Raw genomic sequence first — 16,353 nt, 5'->3', positions numbered from 1 at the left:
TCTCGATGCTACCCGCGGTGACTCCGCCCCGTCAGCGCGCGAGGGCGAGGCGGGAGTACCCCGGGATGAGGGTGCCGCGCTGGGCGCTCCGCCCGACGATCCGGAGCGGCGCTTCGGCGGCGGCGTCGAGCACGGCTCCCAGGGTGGTGCCGATCTGCGCCATCGCCAGGGGCGCGCCGAGGCAGAAGTGCACGCCGGCGCCGAACCAGAGCTGCTTGAGCGACGCAGCCGGGTTGCCGATGGGGTCGAAGCGACCCGCGGCCCGATCGGCCAGGAAGGTCGCGAGGATGAGCCGGTCGCCGGGACGCACGGCGACGCCGCCCACCGACGCCGCCGCGGCCACGCTGCGCAGCATGATCGGCGACGGCGTGGTGACCCGCAGGCCCTCGGCGACGGCCGCGTCGACGAGCGTGCGGTCGCGGGCGAGCAGGTCGAGCCATCCGGTGTCGGCGAGGATGGCGACCATTCGCGGCAGGTAGGACACCAGCGTCTCGGTGCCGGTGAGCACGAAGGCGCCGACTGCGCCCATGGCCTCGTCTTCGGAGAGGCCGAGCTCGCGCATCCGGCCCGGGACGGTCGTGCCTGTCGGGGTGTCGCTGCCGGCGCCGGTGGTGCCGGGATCGGGGGCATCCCGGTAGGCGCGGCGGGCGTGCTGCGTCAGCTCGCCGAGCACCTCCCGCGCGGCGGCCACTTGCGTCGGAGTGAAACGAGGGCGCGACAGCCGCACGTAGCCGGTGACGGCGGAGACCCGCGCGAAGAGCTCCTCACCGATGCCGTCGCGTTCGAGTCCCACGAGCCGGCTGATCACCCGCCCGGCGTAGTCGCGCACCTCGGCGACGAGATCGACGGTCTCCCCCGCGACGAGCCGTGCGCTGAGTGTGGCGGCCGCATCGCCGATCGTCGCACGGGTCAGCTCTCCCACGAACGCGGGCGCGAACAGCGGTCCGAGGCGTCGGCGGAGCGCGAGGTGGTCGAGTCCCTCCATGTTGAGGAGCACCGACGGGCCGAGCACGGGCGTCCACAACTCGGCCGGAGAGCCCGGGCCGGTCTTGGTGAAGCTCGCGGTGTCGAGGAGCACGCCGCGGAGGAGCTCCGCATCCGTCACCACGACCCCGAGCCCGGGCACGCGCACGACGGGTCGCCGGATGCGCGACAGCAGCGGGTAGACGACCGGATGCGCGGTGCGCTGCACCCGCTCCTCCCACGCCCGCTCGGCACCGTGCCGCACCCCGGGCGGGGCCTCGGGCACACCGACGTCGGGTGTCACAGCCGCACCACCATCGCGCCGAGCGAGATCCCGCCCGCCAGCCCGACGAGCGCCACCAGGCTGCCGTCTCCCACGAGGCCGCGTTCCCGCGCGAGCTGGAGTTGGAGCGGAAGGGTGACCGAGGCGAGATTGCCGTGCTCGGCGATGGTCACCACGGTGCGCGCCGGATCGATGCCGAGCACGCCGACGATGGTGTCGTGATAGGAGAGCGCCACCTGATGCACGGCGATGAAGTCGAGTTCGGTCACCCGGTGCCCGAGCGCGGTGATCGTCTGGTCGACGAGCCCGACCCCGACCTCGGCGAAGGCGCTTTGCAGCGCTGCGCCGTCCATGTCGAAGTAGCTGCCGCCCTCGGCGTGCGGGTTCACCGAGCCGCCGGCGGGGAGCGTGCCCACGGCCCAGTGTTCGGAGTGCGCCACGAAGCGGCTGCCGAGGATGCCGGGGGCGCGATCGTCGCTGCGCGCACCGTCGCTGCGTTCACCGTCGCTGCGTTGACCGTCGCTGCGTTCGAGCAGCACCGCGGCGCCGCCGTCGCTCATGGTGTACCCGGCGAAGGAACGGAGGAACTGCCGCTGGTCGTCGAGCCGCCACCGCACGGCGTGCGAGGGCTCCTCTCCGCTCACGATGAGCACGCGACGGTACTGGCCCGAGGTGATGAGCGCATCCGCCACCTGCATCGCGTTGAGCACGCTGTTGCAGGCGTTCTTGATGTCCATCACAGGGCAGCCGAGCCCGAGCTTGGCCGAGACGATGTGGCTGGTCGCCGGTTCGATGAGGTCCTGGCTCGCCGACGCGAAGAGCAGGAGGTCGACCGGGCCCGGCGACTCCTCCAGGGCCTGACGCGCGGCGGCGACGGCGAGGTCGGAGGTCTGCCAGCCGTCGGGGCGCAGGTGCACGCGCTCGACACCGGTGAGGCGGCGCACGAGCCCGGTGGGCAGCGAGAGGCCGGGATTGAGCCGCCGCAGCTGCTCCTCGGTCTCGGCGGTGCTGCGGGTGGCCGGCGGCAGGTACGTCGAGACGGCGGCGATGCGCGACCGGATGCCGTCGGTGCCGCTCACGAGAGCGCTCCCGGTTCTGCGCCGACCGGCGACAGGTACGTGGAGACCGCGGCGATGCCCGACCGGATGCCGTCGGTGCCGCTCACGAGATCGCCCCCCGGTTCCGCGTCGACCGGCGGCAGGAGCTCGTGCACGACGCGGTCCAGGCCCTCGCTCACCGAGACGGCGGGCGGTCCGAAGAGCTCGCGGCAGCGACGGGCGGCGAAGGTCTTCGAATAGGCGTACACGATCACCGAGTATCTCGTGATCGGCGGCTCGCCGCGCCTCCGGGCGATCCGCCACGCCCATTCCACCGCCCTTCCAGCCGACCGGGCGACGCCGCGCGAGACGTCACGGCTCGGGAGGGGCACGCCGAGCCGGTCGAGCAGCCCGAACACGGTCTCCTGCAGGGGCACGGGCTCGCCGTTCGTGACGACCACCGTCTGCCCGACGACGGCGGTCGAGGTCACGGCCACGACGAGCTGCTCGACCAGCGTGTCGATGTAGACCAGATCGGACATCGCGGGCCCGTCACGCCCGTCGCGGAACCGCGGCAACGACCCGCGCCGAGCCGCCGCGAGCAGCCGTGGCAGCAGCGTGGTGTCGCCCGGCCCGAACACCGCGCGCGGCCGCAGCACCGTCCACTCCCCCGGGTACCCGCGCACCACCAGCTCGGCGGCGTACTTCGAGGCGGCGTACGCGTTGACGAAGCGCGGCCCGGCCACGGCGTCGTCGGACACGTCGAGCTGGTCGCCCGAGGTGTAGAGCACGGATGCGCTCGACACGAACACGATCCGGGGCCGCGTCGCCTGCCGGGTCGCGAACTCGACCACCGCGCGGGTGGTCTGCACGTTCTCCAGCTCGAATTCGGCGCGCGTGCCCCACGGCGAGCTGCGCGCGGCGGCGTGCACGATGACATCGGGCCGGAACCCGAGAGCGTCGAGCCTCGCGGCCGCGCCTGGGACGTGGGAATCGGGTACGAGCCGGTCCTCCGGCCCTCCCGACGTGGCCGGTTCGGCGAGGTCGAGCACGCGATAGTCGGGACGATCGATCGCCTTCCGACCGAGCCCGAGCGCCTCGAATCCGGGGTCGCCGGCCAGCCGTCGCAGCAGGGCACCTCCGACGAATCCCGACGCTCCGGTGACGAGCACGCGCAGAGGACCGGCGCCGGCCGTCACGGGGCCTCCTCGCGGACGATGCGGCGCACCTTCGCGGTCGGATCCGGCACGACCCAGGGTTCCTCGACGACGGTGCCCGCGCATCCGTAGCTCGTGAGCAGCTCTCCGAGAGCAGCGGCGACCCGCGACGGTGCATCCGGAGCAGGCTCGAACAGCGAGACCCGCAGATCGAGGCCGGTCTGCCGGATGCGCCAATCGGCATACGCGTCGGAGCCCACCGTCATCACGCGACGCACCGCATCCGGGAACACCTCCACCACGGTCAGCCCGTCGACACCGGGCAGCCGCAGCACGGCGTCGGCGCGGCCGTCCACCGCCGCGAGCACGGCCGTCACCCGTCCGCAGCCGCAGCGCTCGGGAACCGACGGGTCAACCCGCAGCACGTCGTCGAGACGATAGCGGGCGATGATCTGGGTGCGCCGGTCGAAATCGGTGACCACCGGCGCGAACCGGGTGTGGTCGGCGTCGAGCCACTCGCGCTCGACGTGCACCGACTCCTCGTTGAGATGCAGCGCCCCGTGCTCGCAGCTGATGCCGAGCAGCCCCTCGGTGGCCTGGTAGACCTGCCTCGTCGGAACGCCCCACGCCGCCTTCACCCGCTCGACCGTCTCCGGTTCGAGCACCTCCGCCACCGAGATGACCAGCGAGGGGCGGATGCGGAGCGATCCGCTCCGCGCTCGCCGAGCGAGCGCATCCAGAACGGACGCCGGGGCCACGACGACGTCGGGCCCCTCGCCCCGGGCGACGGCGTCGTCGAGTGCGGCGAGATGCTGCTCGAGCGACTCGGTCAGGTCGTGGAACGCGAAACGGATGCGCGAACTCGCCACCGACTCGTAGAGATTGCCGCCCGCGCGCAGGAAGAACGCGATCCGTAGCGGCGGGCGCCACGGGCGCAGCAGCTGATCGAGCTGGCGGCGGTCGAGGACACGGGCGAGGATCGTGCCGGCCCAGAGCATCCGCTCCCGCGGACTCACGAGGAACGCGCCGCGGCGACCCGAGGTTCCGCTCGAGAGTCCCACGGTGAGGTCACCGTCGACGAGCGGGGCGAAGTCCCGGCTGCGTTCGGCCTCGAGCGCCACCCCGAGCGCGTCGGCCAGTCGCACGCCGCGCGTGTTCAGCTCGTCGAAGTGCTCGAGCAGAGTCGACTTGTCGACGATCGGCAGCTGATCGAGCCGCGCCGACGCCGCGCGACGACCCGTGCGGCCCGGTCGTTCCCGCGCGGGCGACCCGGCCGGCAGCGCGTTCTGAGCGCCGTCCGTCCGGTAGAACGGAGCCGCAGGGATCCGCCGCAGGAACGAGCGGATGCGACGCCGCTGCCACGCGTCGAATCGCGCCCGGGAGCGGAATCGGAACCCCCACCGCGCACGAGCGAATCGGCCGAGCATCACGGCGACGAGCGCGCGGTCCGTCATCGACCGTGTCACTCCGTCAGGATAACCGCACGGCCGCGACCGGCGCGGGCGGGCGGTGCAGACCGGTTGCGCCCGGGACTCATAGAATGGCGCCATGGCGGGCATCATCGGACACATCCTGCCGCTCGCCCTCGGCGTGGCCCTCAGCTCGGTTCCTATCGTCGTGATGGTGCTCATCCTGCTGTCGCCGCGCGGACGCTGGTCGAGCCTGACCTATCTGATCGGCGCCGTCATCGGCCTCGCCGGCCTCACCACGCTCTTCACCGCCGTCGCGACACTCCTGCCGCCGGCGCCCTCCTCGACCAAGAGCCCCCTGATCGGCACCATCGAGATCGCTCTCGGTGTGGGGCTCCTCATCATTGCGGGCACACGCTGGCGGCGCGCCCGTCGTCGCCATCACGAGGAGACGCTCGCGCAGCCGGGCGCGACGGCCGCGGCGTGCGCGAACACAGCCACCGACGACGGAACGAGCGCAGTCGGCGGCGGACCCACGACATCGCGCACCGGTGCCGCCAAGTGGATGGCGAAGGTCACCACCCTGGGCCCGATCCCCTCGCTCGGCGTCGGTTTCGTGCTCATGCTGCGCCCGAAGAACCTCCTGCTCACGATCGCGGCCGGGGTGGCGATCGGCGCCGGCGGCGCCACCGTCAGCGAGGTGGTGGTCGGCATCGCCCTGTTCGTGGTGCTCGGCATCTCGACCCTCGCCGCTCCGATCATCTTCGCCGTCGTCGACCCGTCGCGGATGCGCCGCCCACTCGAAGAGACGCGCATCTGGATCGAGGGCAACAGCGCCACCGTCACCACCATCGTCGTGCTCGTGCTCGGCACCGTGATCGTCGGCAGCGGTCTGGCCCACTACTGAACCAGGCACTCCCCGAAGTCGCGGATGAACCGCCTGGGCAAGTACTGAACCGGACCCTCACCCGAAGTCGCGGATGAAGCGCTCGAACTCGCTGCGCCCCGTCGTGCCGGATGCGGTCACGTCGGAGATCCGCAGGATCGTCAAGCCGGAGTAGGCGGTCGAGCCCGAGAAGGTGTCGCGGATGTGCGACCACCCGGGCGCCGACGCCGATCCGACACTGCCGAGGTTGCCGGCCAGTGCGTTCTCGCCCTTGAGGGTGATGTGCGCCTTCGCCGCGGCCGCACCCACCCAGGACACGAGGGATGCGGCATCCGAGTAGGCATGGGCCGTTCCGTCCCACTCGCGGCCGTCGGGCATCTCCAGGGCCGTGAAGTGCAGGAGCACGTGGTGCGTGGGCACGCCGGTGCCGTCGCCGTTCACGTCGAGATCGTGCACGAGGTTCGCGATGCCGTCGTAGCCGTGCGAGGTCGAGGCGTTGTTGTAGGCCTGGTCGGTGTGGAGGAGTCCGGCCGCGATCTCGGGCGCCCGCTGCATCGGACTCGTCGACATGGTCTGCCAGTGCACCCCGGGAACCTTGAGACCCAGCGGAACCGAGGCGAGACCGCCGTCGAAGGCCTCGATGGCTTGCGTCATCACCTCCCGGCCGTGGCGCAGCAGGCTCTCGTTGTACCAGCGGGTGAAGTCGCGCCCATAGGTGATCGAGTGATAGGCGCCGGAGTCGATGAACCGCTCATGGTCGGTGGGCGGCGAGATCATCGAGTACGTCAGACCCGGGATGCCCCAGGCCGTCGCGACACCGGCGACGGAGCCGTAGCGGGCGACGGCCCAGTCGGCGAACGCCGTGACGGCGGCCGGAGTGTAGCTCTGGAAGGTGCCGCGGTTCGGGTAGCCCGCCGGGTTGCCCGCGACCTTCGAGTCGTGCGAGGCGTAGGACGGGTAGCGCAGTTCGCCGGCCGGCCCCGTGCCGATCGTCACCTCCTGGATGCGGTCGGTGAAATCGGTGCCCGAGCTGCTGTAGTGCGCTTCGAACGCGTTCATGAAGTCGCGCATGTCGAGCAGCGTGCGTTCGTTGCCGACGCCCCAGGGCGACGGGGCTTCGCGGTCGTCGTTCCCGTACTCGCTGCGGAAGAAGTTCTCCACCGGAACGCTCGAGCACCAGCCGGCGACGCCGCAGATCTCGAAGGGCTCCCAGACGAACGACGGGATCGGGATCGAGCACACGTCTCCGACGTTGCCCCCGCACTGATGGAACGACATCACCGGCACGAGATCGAGACCCGCACCGGCGACCGCTCCGAAGACCTTGTCGTAGTAGGCCCAGTCGAAGGTTCCTCGCGAGGCCTCGACCGCACCCCACCACACGTCGACCGCCACCGCATCGACGCCTTGCGCGTCGGCCACCGCCAATGACGCGATGAAGGCCCGCCACTGGGGCCCAGACGTCTGCCAGTCGTCGATCCAGAGCGGCGCCATCACGTTGACGGTCGAGGCTGCTCCCGAACTCGCCGAGGCGGTCGGAGCGGCGACGGGCGCCACCGCGAGGGCCAGCGACGAGAGGGCGGAGAGGACGGCGGCCGCGATTGCGACCCGGGTGCGGGGATGGGTACGGAGTGCCATCCCCCCACGCTAGGTACGCGCGACCGCCGTCCGGCGTGAGTAGTTTCTCCCTAATTCACGACCGACGATTCACGCCGGTCTCCGCGTCAGTCGCGACGCGTTCCGGCACGCTCCGAACGCATCCGCAGCACCGCGAGCACGGCACCCGCACCCAGCAGCAAGACGCCCACCGGCACGGCGCCGAGAGCACCCTCGGCACCGGTCGCAGCCAGCTGCGAGCCGGGAGCCGGATCGGCCACGGGGGCGGGTGCCGGCGCCGGATCCTCCGGCACGACGACCGGCGGGAACTGGTTGATGGCGGTGGTGTCGTTCGCGAGCGACGCCGTCACCGAGGCGATGGCGCCGGCCATGATGCCGAGCGCGTCGGCGTTCACGTTCGCGATGTCGTCGGCCGCCGAGTGGTAGTTCGGGTCGGGCGTGATGCCCGGTCCGCCGGTGCCGCCGAAGAGCGCCGCCTGATCGACCGTCTTCTCGTCGTCCGCCCCGGTGAAGAGACCGGACGCCGGCACCCCGTTGGCGATGAACGCGTCGTAGTCGCTGCGGGCGTCGAACGCCGTGTCGATCCAGGGCTGCCCGTTCGCGTCGAAGTAGTCCGTGAACGCCTTCTCGGTGGCGATCGAACCCTCGGGCACCTCGACGGGCGCCTCGTAGGTCGACTGGTCGGCGTCGTAGACGCTGATCACGTAGTTGGGCGAGGCCACCATGTCGAAGTTGAGGTAGGTGGCGATCTCGTCGAGCTCAGCCGGGTTGTTGGCCGCGAGGTCGTCGACGTAGTAGGTCGACCCGACCAAGCCGACCTCTTCGGCACCCCACCAGGCGAAACGCACCTGGTTGTTGAGATCTCCGGAGGCGGCCAACTGCACCGCGGTCTCCAGGATGGCGGCCGAGCCCGATCCGTTGTCGTTGATGCCCGGCCCCTCCGGCACCGAGTCGAGGTGCGCACCGAGCATCACCGTGTTGTCCGTTCGGCCCGTGGACGTCTCGGCGATGATGTTGAAGGTGTCGACCGTGGTCGTGGTCTCCTGGAGCGTGAGACTCACCGTCGGGTTGCTCGGCAGGGCGGCCACCAGGGCGGTGCCTTCTTCCTGCGTCAGCCCGACCGAGGGGATGTACTCGGGAACCTGTTCGCCCAGCGTGCCGTTGAGCGGCCCCGGTTCGTTGTTGTAGATGAGCACCGCGACCGCGCCGGCACCGGCGGCGGCGAGGGACTTCTCGGCGAAGGAGCAGACACCGCGACTCACCACGGCGACCTTGTCCGTGGCATCCACTCCGCCCCACTCCTCGGCCGTGCAGCCGGTGGCGGTGGCCGGGGCGATCATCGCGGCGTCCACGATGCCGGTGGGCGAGGTCTCGGTCGTTCCCTCCATCGGGATGCGATCGCCCTCGGTACCGGTGGTGGAGCCGAGCAACGTGATCGAGAAGGCGTCGATCGTCTGCGTCGTGGCCTGGAACGGCTGACGCACCGGCGTGTAACCGGCGGCGGTGAGCACGCTCTCGATGTACTGCCCGCTGGCTTCGTAGCCCGGCGTGCCGATGGCGCGGTTGCCGCCGTTGGCGTCGGCGATGTCCTGCAACGCCTGCAGGTGCGCGGTGATGCCCGCGACCGTGACCCGCGACTCCAGATCGTCCGGATCGACGGCGAAGGCCGCGCTCGACCCGAAACCGGCGACTCCCGCGACCACCACCCCCGTTCCGATGCCGAATCCTGCGAGTCTCCGATGAAGCATCTTCACGTGGTTCTCCCCTTGATCGCGTGAACGTTTGTCGAAGACTACCCCCGTTCAGGGGGCGGAAGGCAAGCCCCCATCGGAAAACCGCAAAAACCGCCGACTTCGACCCGCCCCGGGCCAGGAGGTGCGCCGGACAGCAGAATGAGAGCATGAGCTCGCCCGCGCCCACGTCCCGGCCCCTGCGCGCCGTGCGCACGGCGCTGGTGGTGCTGCTCGCCGGGGCGACGCTGCTGTTCGGAGGATGCGTGTCGGAGTTGGCTGCCGGAGAGGCGTTCGATCCCTCGGCCCGCCCGATCCCCGACGGCGGGGCGGGCACACCGACCCCTCTGGCGACCGGCCCCGGTGGCCGGATCACCCACACCGGCAGCTCGGAGAACGATCCATTCGGCGTCGAGGGCTACCTCCTCGTCGACGGCGATTCCGCCCGCCACGTCGCCGCCAACGCGGGCCTGGTGACCATGGTCGGCGTCGACGGCGTGATGGTGGCCGACGGCGGCGCGAGCCTCATCCCCGAGCCCGAGGGCTCCGCCGAGGTGGTGGCCGAAGCGCACGCCCGTGGGCTGCACGCCGAATTGCTCATCGCCAACTACGACCTCGAGACGAAGGACTTCTCCGCCGAGATCGGCGCGGCCCTGCTCAGCAGCCCCGAGAATCGCACCGCCGTGATCGGCCAACTGGTCGACGCGGTGGAGGCGGGCGGCTACGACAGCGTCCAACTCGACCTCGAGTACCTCAGCCTCGCCGACGCCGCCGGACTCACCGCGTTCGCCCGCGAGCTCGACACGGCCCTCGACGAGATCCCGGGCCACGGCCCCGATTCCCTGCCCGACAGCGGCACGCTCACCGCGACCGGCGAGATCCCGATCTCCATCGCTGTGATGGCGAAGGCCAGCCCGGCCGACTACCTCGCCGCCGGCTACGACTTCCACGGCCTGCTCGCCACGGTCCAGCGAGTGGTGCTGATGGGCTACGACCAGCACGGCCCGTCCTGGAGCGAACCCGGGCCCGTCGGAGGTCTGCCGTGGGTGCGGTCGTCGCTCGACGCCTTGCGCGCATCCGGTGTTCCCGACGCCAAGATCGACCTCGGCATCGGGGCTTACGGTTACTCCTGGCCGGGTGACGGCTCCCCCGGCACCACCTTGCGCGTCACGGATGCCCGCGCCATCGCCGGCGACCGCGCCGTCTTCGACGACGAGCAGGGCGAGTGGACCGCGACCCTCGACGACGGGACCGTGCTCTGGTGGTCGGACGAGGCCGCCCGCAACATCCGCATGCAGCTCGCGAAAGACGAGGGGCTGCACGGCGTCGCCATCTGGCAGCTGGCCTCCGCGGAGTAGAATCGGCGGAGGGCGAGACGAACGCGGTGGGGCGCTCGGAGACGAGGCGCACGATGGACGACGATCCGACGAAGGTCACCAATCAGCCCGCACTCACGACGTCGACCGGACGGATCTGGCTCATCCTCGGCGGGGTGATGGCCGCCATCGCCGTGGTGCTGCTCTGGTCGCTGCAGCAGGTGAACTCGACCGGGGTGGCGATCGTCGGCATCGTGGTGATCCTGCTGCTCTACGTGGCGATGGTGGAGGTGCGGCTCCTGGTGCGCGGCGGCCGGCTGCGTCTCATCCTGATGGCCGTCTGCTTCGGCGCCATCGCCGCGGTCGCGCTGGTGTGCGTGCTGGTGATCGGGATGTCGCAGATCCCGACCTGATCCCGGACCGATCACGGACTGCTCCCGACGATCGACGCGGCCACGGCACCCACCCGATCCGTGGCACACTGTCGCCCATGCTCCCTTACCTGGCGGTTCTGCTGGCGGCGGTCTGCTTCGGCACGACCGGCACGGCGCAGGCCTTCGGACCCAGTGACGCCTCCTCGGTGTCGATCGGTGCCGCCCGCATCCTCATCGGCGGCGCCGTGCTCGCCGCGGTCGCCTTGGTGCTCCGGATGCGCGCGGGCGCGCGTTCCGGCATCCCCGCGCCCACGATCCCCGGCTCGGGCGCGCGGCGGGTGCCGTCGTGGCTGCTGCTCCTGATCGGCGCCCTCGGGGTGCTGGCGTACCAGCCCGCGTTCTTCCTTGGCACGAGCCAGAACGGCGTGGCCGTCGGCACCGTCGTGGCGCTCGGCTCGGCGCCGATCATCACGGGCCTGCTCGACTGGGCTCTGCACCGCCGCTTCCCGGGTGCGGTGTGGCTCGTGGCGACCCTGGTGGCCACCGCCGGCGTCGTGCTCATCAGCGGCCTCGTGGGCGCTGGAGGCACGGGCGCGGCAGGCGACTCCGCTGCCATCAGCGTGCCCGGCCTCCTCGCCTCACTCGGGGCCGGGGCCTCCTACGCCGTCTACACCCTGGCGAGCAAGGCGCTGCTGGAGCGCGGCTGGACACCGGAATCGACCATGGGATCCGTGTTCGGACTCGCCGCCGTCGTCAGCATCCCCGTGCTGCTCAGCACCGACATCCGCTGGCTCGCCACCGGTCAGGGGCTCGCGATGGCGCTCTGGCTCGGTCTCGTCACGACGGCCGTGGCCTACCTCCTCTTCGGCTGGGGACTCGGCCGACTGCGCGCCTCGACGGTCTCCACCCTCACCCTCGCCGAGCCGCTGACCGCGACCCTCCTGGGCACCCTGGTGCTCGGCGAGGTGCTCTCCGGCGTCGCCGTGGTGGGACTGATCGTGCTGGCCGCTGGTCTTGTCATCCTCGCGGTGCCCTGGCGCGGGCGAAGGAGTCCCGCACCCGCCGCCGGCGCCTCCTCCTGAGCGTCAGCGCCGCTTCGTGACGATGAGGTGCGCCACCAGGGCCGTCCAGCCGGTCTGGTGCGAGGCGCCCAGTCCCTGGCCGGTGTCGCCGTGGTAGTACTCGTAGAAGGCGATGTTGTCGCGCCACCGCGGATCGGCCGAGAGCAACGGGTAGCGGGCATCCGCCGGCCGTGGCGCATCGGGGCCGCCGACGAAGAGCGAGATCAGCCGTCCCGAGAGGTCGTCGGCCACCTCTCCGAGCGTGTGCTGCACCCCCGACCCTGCAGGGTACTCCACCCGGTGCGTCTCACCGAGGTTCGCGTTGTAGCCGCGCAGCGACTCGATGATGAGCACGTTGAGAGGGAACCACACCGGCCCCCGCCAATTGGAGTTGCCGCCGAAGAGACCGGATGTCGACTCCCCCGGTTCGTAGTCCACCACCGCCTCGACGCCGTCGACCTCCACCCGGAACGGATGCTCGCGATGCCAGGCCGAGATGCTCCGCACGCCGTACGGTGACAGCATCCGTTCGGTCGACAGCACACCGGCGAGGATCTGCGTGAGCCGTTCGGGATCGACCAGGGCCATCAGGCTGGACACCCGCTCGCCGCCCTGCCCGTCCGGGTCGACCCGGATGTGCACGTGCTTCCGGTAGCCGGGGTTCCGGTTGAGGAACGCCTGGCCGCGCTGCACGAACTCCTGCAGGCGGCCCATCTGCCCGCGATCGAACACGAGTGCGGCGGTCACCGGCACGAGGCCCACGAGCGAACGCACCTTCATCGGCACCTCGCGCCCGTCGGCCAGGTGCAGCAGGTCGTAGTAGAAGGCGTCGTCCTCGTCCCAGAGCCCGGCGTCGTTGGCCGAGGCGGCGATCACGAGGAAGTGCTCGAAGAACTTCGTGGCCACGTCTTCGTAGGCGCGGTCGTGCATGGTGAGCAGCAGCGCCATGTCGAGCAGGTGCAGCGCATAGGTCGCCATCCAGGCCGTCGAGTCGGCCTGCTCGAGCACGCCCACCTCGGGCGGCAGCGTCGAGCGGTCCAGCGGCGCGATGTTGTCGAGGCCCATGAAGCCGCCCTCGAAGAGGTTGTTGTCGCCGTGGTCCTTGTTGTTGGTCCACCAGGTGAAGTTCATCAGCAGCTTGTGGAAGATGCGGCCGAGGAACTGGTAATCGTTCCCGCCGTCGATCTCGAACACCCGCAGGGCCGCCCAGGCCTCGATCGGCGGGTTCACGTCGCCGAAGTCCCACTCGTAGGCCGGCAGCTGGCCGTTCGGATGCATGTACCACTCGCGGAGGATGAGGATCAGCTGAGCCTTGGCGTACTCCGGATCGATGTGCGCCATGGTCACGCAGTGGAAGGCCAGATCCCAGGCCGCGAACCACGGATACTCCCAGGGGTCGGGCATGAGGATGACGTCGTGGCTCGAGAGGTGGCGCCAGTCGCCGTTCCGCACCGCCTGCCGGCCGGGCGGAGGCGGTGGCGCGGTCGGGTCGCCCTCGAGCCAGCGCCGCACGTCGAAGTGGAAGAACTGCTTCGACCAGAGCAGCCCGGCGAAGGCCTGCCGCGCCACCTGCTTCTCTTCCGCACTGCTGGCCGCCGGGATCACCCCCGCGTAGAACTCGTCGGCCTCCGCCTCGCGCGCCGTGAGCACCTCGTCGAAGTCGGCGAACGCGGTCGCGGCCGGGAGCGCATCCTCAGCACGGGTCAGGCGCAGCCGGATCTCGCGCGTGCCGCCGGCGGGAACGGTCAGGGTCTCGTGGAACGCGGCCTTCGTGCCGCGCTGCGCCGGGTTCACCGTCGCCGCACCCGAGACGACGTGGTCGTTGATGCCGTCCTTCGGGTAGGGCGTCGTGTTCGGCTCGCCGAAGAGCCGCTCGCGGTTGGTCTCGTTCTCGCAGAACAGCGCCTCGACTCCCGGAGCGGTGGTGCGGTCGATCCGCAGCACCAGGTCGTCACCGTCGGGGCGGGCGGCGAGCAGCGTGTCGATTCCGTCGCCACCGCCGCTGCGGTCTCCGGATGCGCGGATCACCGGTTTCGCGGGCGGCTCGAGGTCCCAGTCCCAGACGTTCCGGAACCACAGGCTCGGCAGCACGTGGATGCTCGCGGTCTCCGGTCCCGCGTTCTCCACGGTGACCCGCATCAGCAGATCGTGCGGCCCGGCCTTCGCGTAGTCGACCGTCACCACCCAGTAGCGGCCGTCGTCGAAGACGCCGGTGTCGACGAGCTCGAACTCGGTCTCGTCCTTCGACCGATCAGCGTTCGCCGCGACGAGCTCCTCGTAGGGGAAGGCGGACTGTGGGTAGTGGTACCGCCACCGCTGCCAGGAGTGGGAGGGCGTGGCGTCGAGATACCACCAGTACTCCTTGACGTCTTCGCCGTGGTTCCCCTCGGGGCCCGAGAGGCCGAACATCCGCTCCTTGAGGATCGGGTCGACGCCGTTCCACAGGGCGAGGCCGAGACACCAGCTCTGCTGGTCGTCGCTGAAGCCGGCCATGCCGTCCTCGTTCCAGCGGTAGGTGCGGGACCGGGCGTGGTCGTGCGGGAAGAAGCGCCAGGCGTCGCCGTCGGCGCTGTAGTCCTCGCGCACGGTTCCCCACGCACGCTCGGCGAGGTACGGGCCCCAGTCGCGCCATCCGGCGGAGGTCGCTTCGTCGATGCGGCGGCGCTCGGAATCGCTCATGCTGCGATCCTAGAGGCGCCGCGCGGCTGCTCCGATCAGCGCGACGCCGCGGCTTTCCCGAGGGCGTCCTCGAAGGCCACCCAGGGCAGCATGGCGCACTTGATGCGGGTGATGTAGCGGGAGACCCCACCCAGGGCCACGGCGTCGCCGAGCAGGTCCTCGTCGCCCTCGATGGCGCCCTTGGACTGCATCAGCTCGCGGAACGCGCCGATCCGCGCACCCACCTCGTCGTCACTGAGGTCGTGCACGAGGTCGCTGAGGAGCGAGGCCGAGGCCGTCGAGATCGAGCAGCCCTGACCTTCCCAGCTGATCGAGGCGACCGATCCGTCGTCGGAACGGTGCACTTGAAGGGTCACCTCGTCGCCACAGGTGGGATTGATCTGGTGCGACGATCCGTCGTCGTCCGCGTGCAGCCCGAAGCCGTGCTTCTGCTTCGAGTGGTCGAGGATGACCGCCTGGTACATGCTCTGCAGCTCGCTCGAGACCATCACGCCACCCCGAAGAATCCGCGCGAGTCGGCCACGGCCGCGATCGCGGCGTCGACCTCGTCGGCCGTGTTGTAGAGGTAGGTGCTCGCCCGCGTGGTGGAGGTCACTCCGAACCGGCGATGCACCGGTTGCGCGCAGTGGTGCCCGACGCGCACCGCGATGCCGCGGTCGTCGAGGAACTGGCCGACGTCGTGCGAGTGGATGCCGTCGACCACGAAGCTCGCCAGGCCCACCCGTTCGACGCCGTCGGCCCGTGCCGGGCCGAGCACCCGCACGCCCGGGATCGCCGTCAGGCCGTCGTAGAGGCGGTGGCCGAGCTCGGCCTCCCAGCCCGCGATTCGGTCCATGCCGATCTCGCCGAGGTAGTCGACCGCGGCCGCCAGCGCGATCACCTGGGACACCCGCTGCGTGCCCGCCTCGAAGCGCATCGGCGCGGGCAGGAATTCGCTCTCGGTGAGCCCGACCGTGGTGATCATCGAACCGCCGGTGAGGAACGGCGGCAGGGCGTTCAGCAGCTCGGAGCGTCCGTAGAGCACGCCGACGCCGGTGGGCGCGAGCATCTTGTGCCCCGAGAACACGGCGAAGTCCACGTCGAGGGCGGCGAGGTCGAGCGGCAGGTGCGGCGCCGACTGGCAGGCGTCGAGCACGACGAAGGCGCCCACTCCGTGGGCGAGGGCGACGAGTTCGGCCACCGGGTTGACGGCCCCGAGCACGTTCGAGACGTGGGCGAAGGCCACCACCCGGGTGCGCTCTCCGATGATCTCGGCGGCCTGATCGAGCCGGATACGGCCCTCGTCGTCCAGTCCGATGTGCCGCAGCGTCGCACCGGTGCGGAACGCCAGTTCCTGCCAGGGCACGAGGTTCGCGTGGTGCTCGAGTTCGGTCACCACGATCTCGTCGCCCGCGCCCAGCCGGAAGCGTTCGGCAGCGGCGCCTCCACGCCCGAGCGAGGCATTCGACATCCCGTAGGCCACCAGGTTGATGCCCTCGGTGGCGTTCGACGTCCAGACGATCTCGTCGTCGGCCACGCCCACGAAGCGGGCCACGGCGGAGCGGGCGTCTTCGAAAAGCTCGGTGGCCTCGCCGGCGAGGGTGTGCGCGCCGCGATGCACGGCGGCGTTGTTGAGCTCGTAGTAGGAGCGCTCCACGTCGATCACCCGTTGCGGCTTCTGCGACGTGGCCCCGGAATCGAGGTACACGAGCGGATGCCCGTTCACCGTTCGCGACAGGATCGGGAAGTCGGCGCGGATCCGTTCCACGTCGCGCGCTTCCAGGGTCGCCGTGGTGGTCGGGTGGTTCACATCGATCGTCACAAGAGCCTCGGTACCTGGGGAGTCGTCGGTCGGGCCGGCC

At 70.8% G+C, this 16,353-nt stretch carries 13 protein-coding genes; 4 read left to right on the top strand and 9 right to left on the bottom strand.

All coding sequences use genetic code 11. From position 1 onward, the window contains the following. Nucleotides 1-31: 31 nt before the first annotated feature. The 4 genes from ACFJGU_RS17340 to ACFJGU_RS17325 are packed head-to-tail and all read right to left on the bottom strand — an operon-like array spanning nucleotide 32 to nucleotide 4,894. Nucleotides 32-1,267 (bottom strand): cytochrome P450, encoded by a 1,236-nt coding sequence (locus ACFJGU_RS17340; protein WP_382305066.1) that lies wholly within the window; start codon nucleotides 1,265-1,267, stop codon nucleotides 32-34. After that, nucleotides 1,264-2,325 carry a 3-oxoacyl-ACP synthase III family protein gene (locus ACFJGU_RS17335; RefSeq protein WP_382305061.1) on the bottom strand — a complete coding sequence of 354 codons (1,062 nt, stop codon included), beginning with the start codon at nucleotides 2,323-2,325 and terminating at the stop codon, nucleotides 1,264-1,266. Before ACFJGU_RS17335 ends, ACFJGU_RS17340 begins: the two co-directional genes overlap by 4 nt. Beyond that, entirely contained in the window at nucleotides 2,322-3,482 is a 1,161-nt protein-coding gene (locus tag ACFJGU_RS17330; protein WP_382305059.1) for an NAD-dependent epimerase/dehydratase family protein, read from the bottom strand. Before ACFJGU_RS17330 ends, ACFJGU_RS17335 begins: the two co-directional genes overlap by 4 nt. Next, nucleotides 3,479-4,894 carry a F390 synthetase-related protein gene (locus ACFJGU_RS17325; protein WP_382305057.1) on the bottom strand — a complete coding sequence of 472 codons (1,416 nt, stop codon included), beginning with the start codon at nucleotides 4,892-4,894 and terminating at the stop codon, nucleotides 3,479-3,481. The genes ACFJGU_RS17330 and ACFJGU_RS17325 overlap by 4 nt, the downstream gene beginning before the upstream one ends. Before the next feature lie 94 nt (nucleotides 4,895-4,988). Between ACFJGU_RS17325 and ACFJGU_RS17320 the strand changes: the two genes are divergently transcribed. Continuing rightward, nucleotides 4,989-5,756, top strand: a complete 768-nt coding sequence (locus ACFJGU_RS17320) for a GAP family protein (protein WP_382305055.1) — start codon at nucleotides 4,989-4,991, stop codon at nucleotides 5,754-5,756. Between the two features lie 57 nt (nucleotides 5,757-5,813). Here ACFJGU_RS17320 and ACFJGU_RS17315 read toward each other — a convergent pair whose 3' ends face one another. Then, complete coding sequence (locus tag ACFJGU_RS17315) at nucleotides 5,814-7,373, bottom strand: family 14 glycosylhydrolase (RefSeq protein WP_382305053.1); 1,560 nt, start codon at nucleotides 7,371-7,373, stop codon at nucleotides 5,814-5,816. 86 nt (nucleotides 7,374-7,459) lie between these two features. Beyond that, on the bottom strand, nucleotides 7,460-9,100 hold the full coding sequence (locus ACFJGU_RS17310) for a M20/M25/M40 family metallo-hydrolase (RefSeq protein WP_382310421.1): 1,641 nt from the start codon (nucleotides 9,098-9,100) through the stop codon (nucleotides 7,460-7,462). A gap of 152 nt (nucleotides 9,101-9,252) precedes the next feature. Here ACFJGU_RS17310 and ACFJGU_RS17305 point away from each other — a divergent pair, with 152 nt between their 5' ends. The 3 genes from ACFJGU_RS17305 to ACFJGU_RS17295 all read left to right on the top strand — a co-directional run bounded on the left by ACFJGU_RS17305 (nucleotide 9,253) and on the right by ACFJGU_RS17295 (nucleotide 11,854). Then, on the top strand, nucleotides 9,253-10,440 hold the full coding sequence (locus tag ACFJGU_RS17305; protein WP_382305052.1) for a glycosyl hydrolase family 18 protein: 1,188 nt from the start codon (nucleotides 9,253-9,255) through the stop codon (nucleotides 10,438-10,440). 53 nt (nucleotides 10,441-10,493) lie between these two features. Then, nucleotides 10,494-10,811 (top strand): hypothetical protein, encoded by a 318-nt coding sequence (locus tag ACFJGU_RS17300; RefSeq protein WP_382305050.1) that lies wholly within the window; start codon nucleotides 10,494-10,496, stop codon nucleotides 10,809-10,811. A gap of 77 nt (nucleotides 10,812-10,888) precedes the next feature. Then, on the top strand, nucleotides 10,889-11,854 hold the full coding sequence (locus tag ACFJGU_RS17295; RefSeq protein ID WP_382305048.1) for a DMT family transporter: 966 nt from the start codon (nucleotides 10,889-10,891) through the stop codon (nucleotides 11,852-11,854). 3 nt (nucleotides 11,855-11,857) lie between these two features. On the opposite strand, the gene ACFJGU_RS17290 is transcribed toward ACFJGU_RS17295, so the two are convergent. From ACFJGU_RS17290 to ACFJGU_RS17280, 3 genes are read right to left on the bottom strand one after another with little or no spacing between them, the layout of a single operon-like run. Continuing rightward, a complete protein-coding gene (locus ACFJGU_RS17290; RefSeq protein WP_382305046.1) occupies nucleotides 11,858-14,512 on the bottom strand; it encodes a glucosidase in 2,655 nt (884 codons plus the stop codon). Between the two features lie 35 nt (nucleotides 14,513-14,547). Then, a complete protein-coding gene (gene sufU, locus ACFJGU_RS17285) occupies nucleotides 14,548-15,000 on the bottom strand; it encodes a Fe-S cluster assembly sulfur transfer protein SufU (protein ID WP_382305044.1) in 453 nt (150 codons plus the stop codon). Beyond that, on the bottom strand, nucleotides 15,000-16,313 hold the full coding sequence (locus ACFJGU_RS17280) for a SufS family cysteine desulfurase (RefSeq protein ID WP_382305042.1): 1,314 nt from the start codon (nucleotides 16,311-16,313) through the stop codon (nucleotides 15,000-15,002). The genes sufU and ACFJGU_RS17280 overlap by 1 nt, the downstream gene beginning before the upstream one ends. Nucleotides 16,314-16,353: the final 40 nt, after the last annotated feature.

This window comes from Herbiconiux sp. UC225_62 (assembly GCF_042694625.1).
Lineage (GTDB): Bacteria > Actinomycetota > Actinomycetes > Actinomycetales > Microbacteriaceae > Herbiconiux.
Note: the sequence above shows the minus strand (reverse complement) of the source record. Positions and strands in the feature narration are given on the sequence as shown.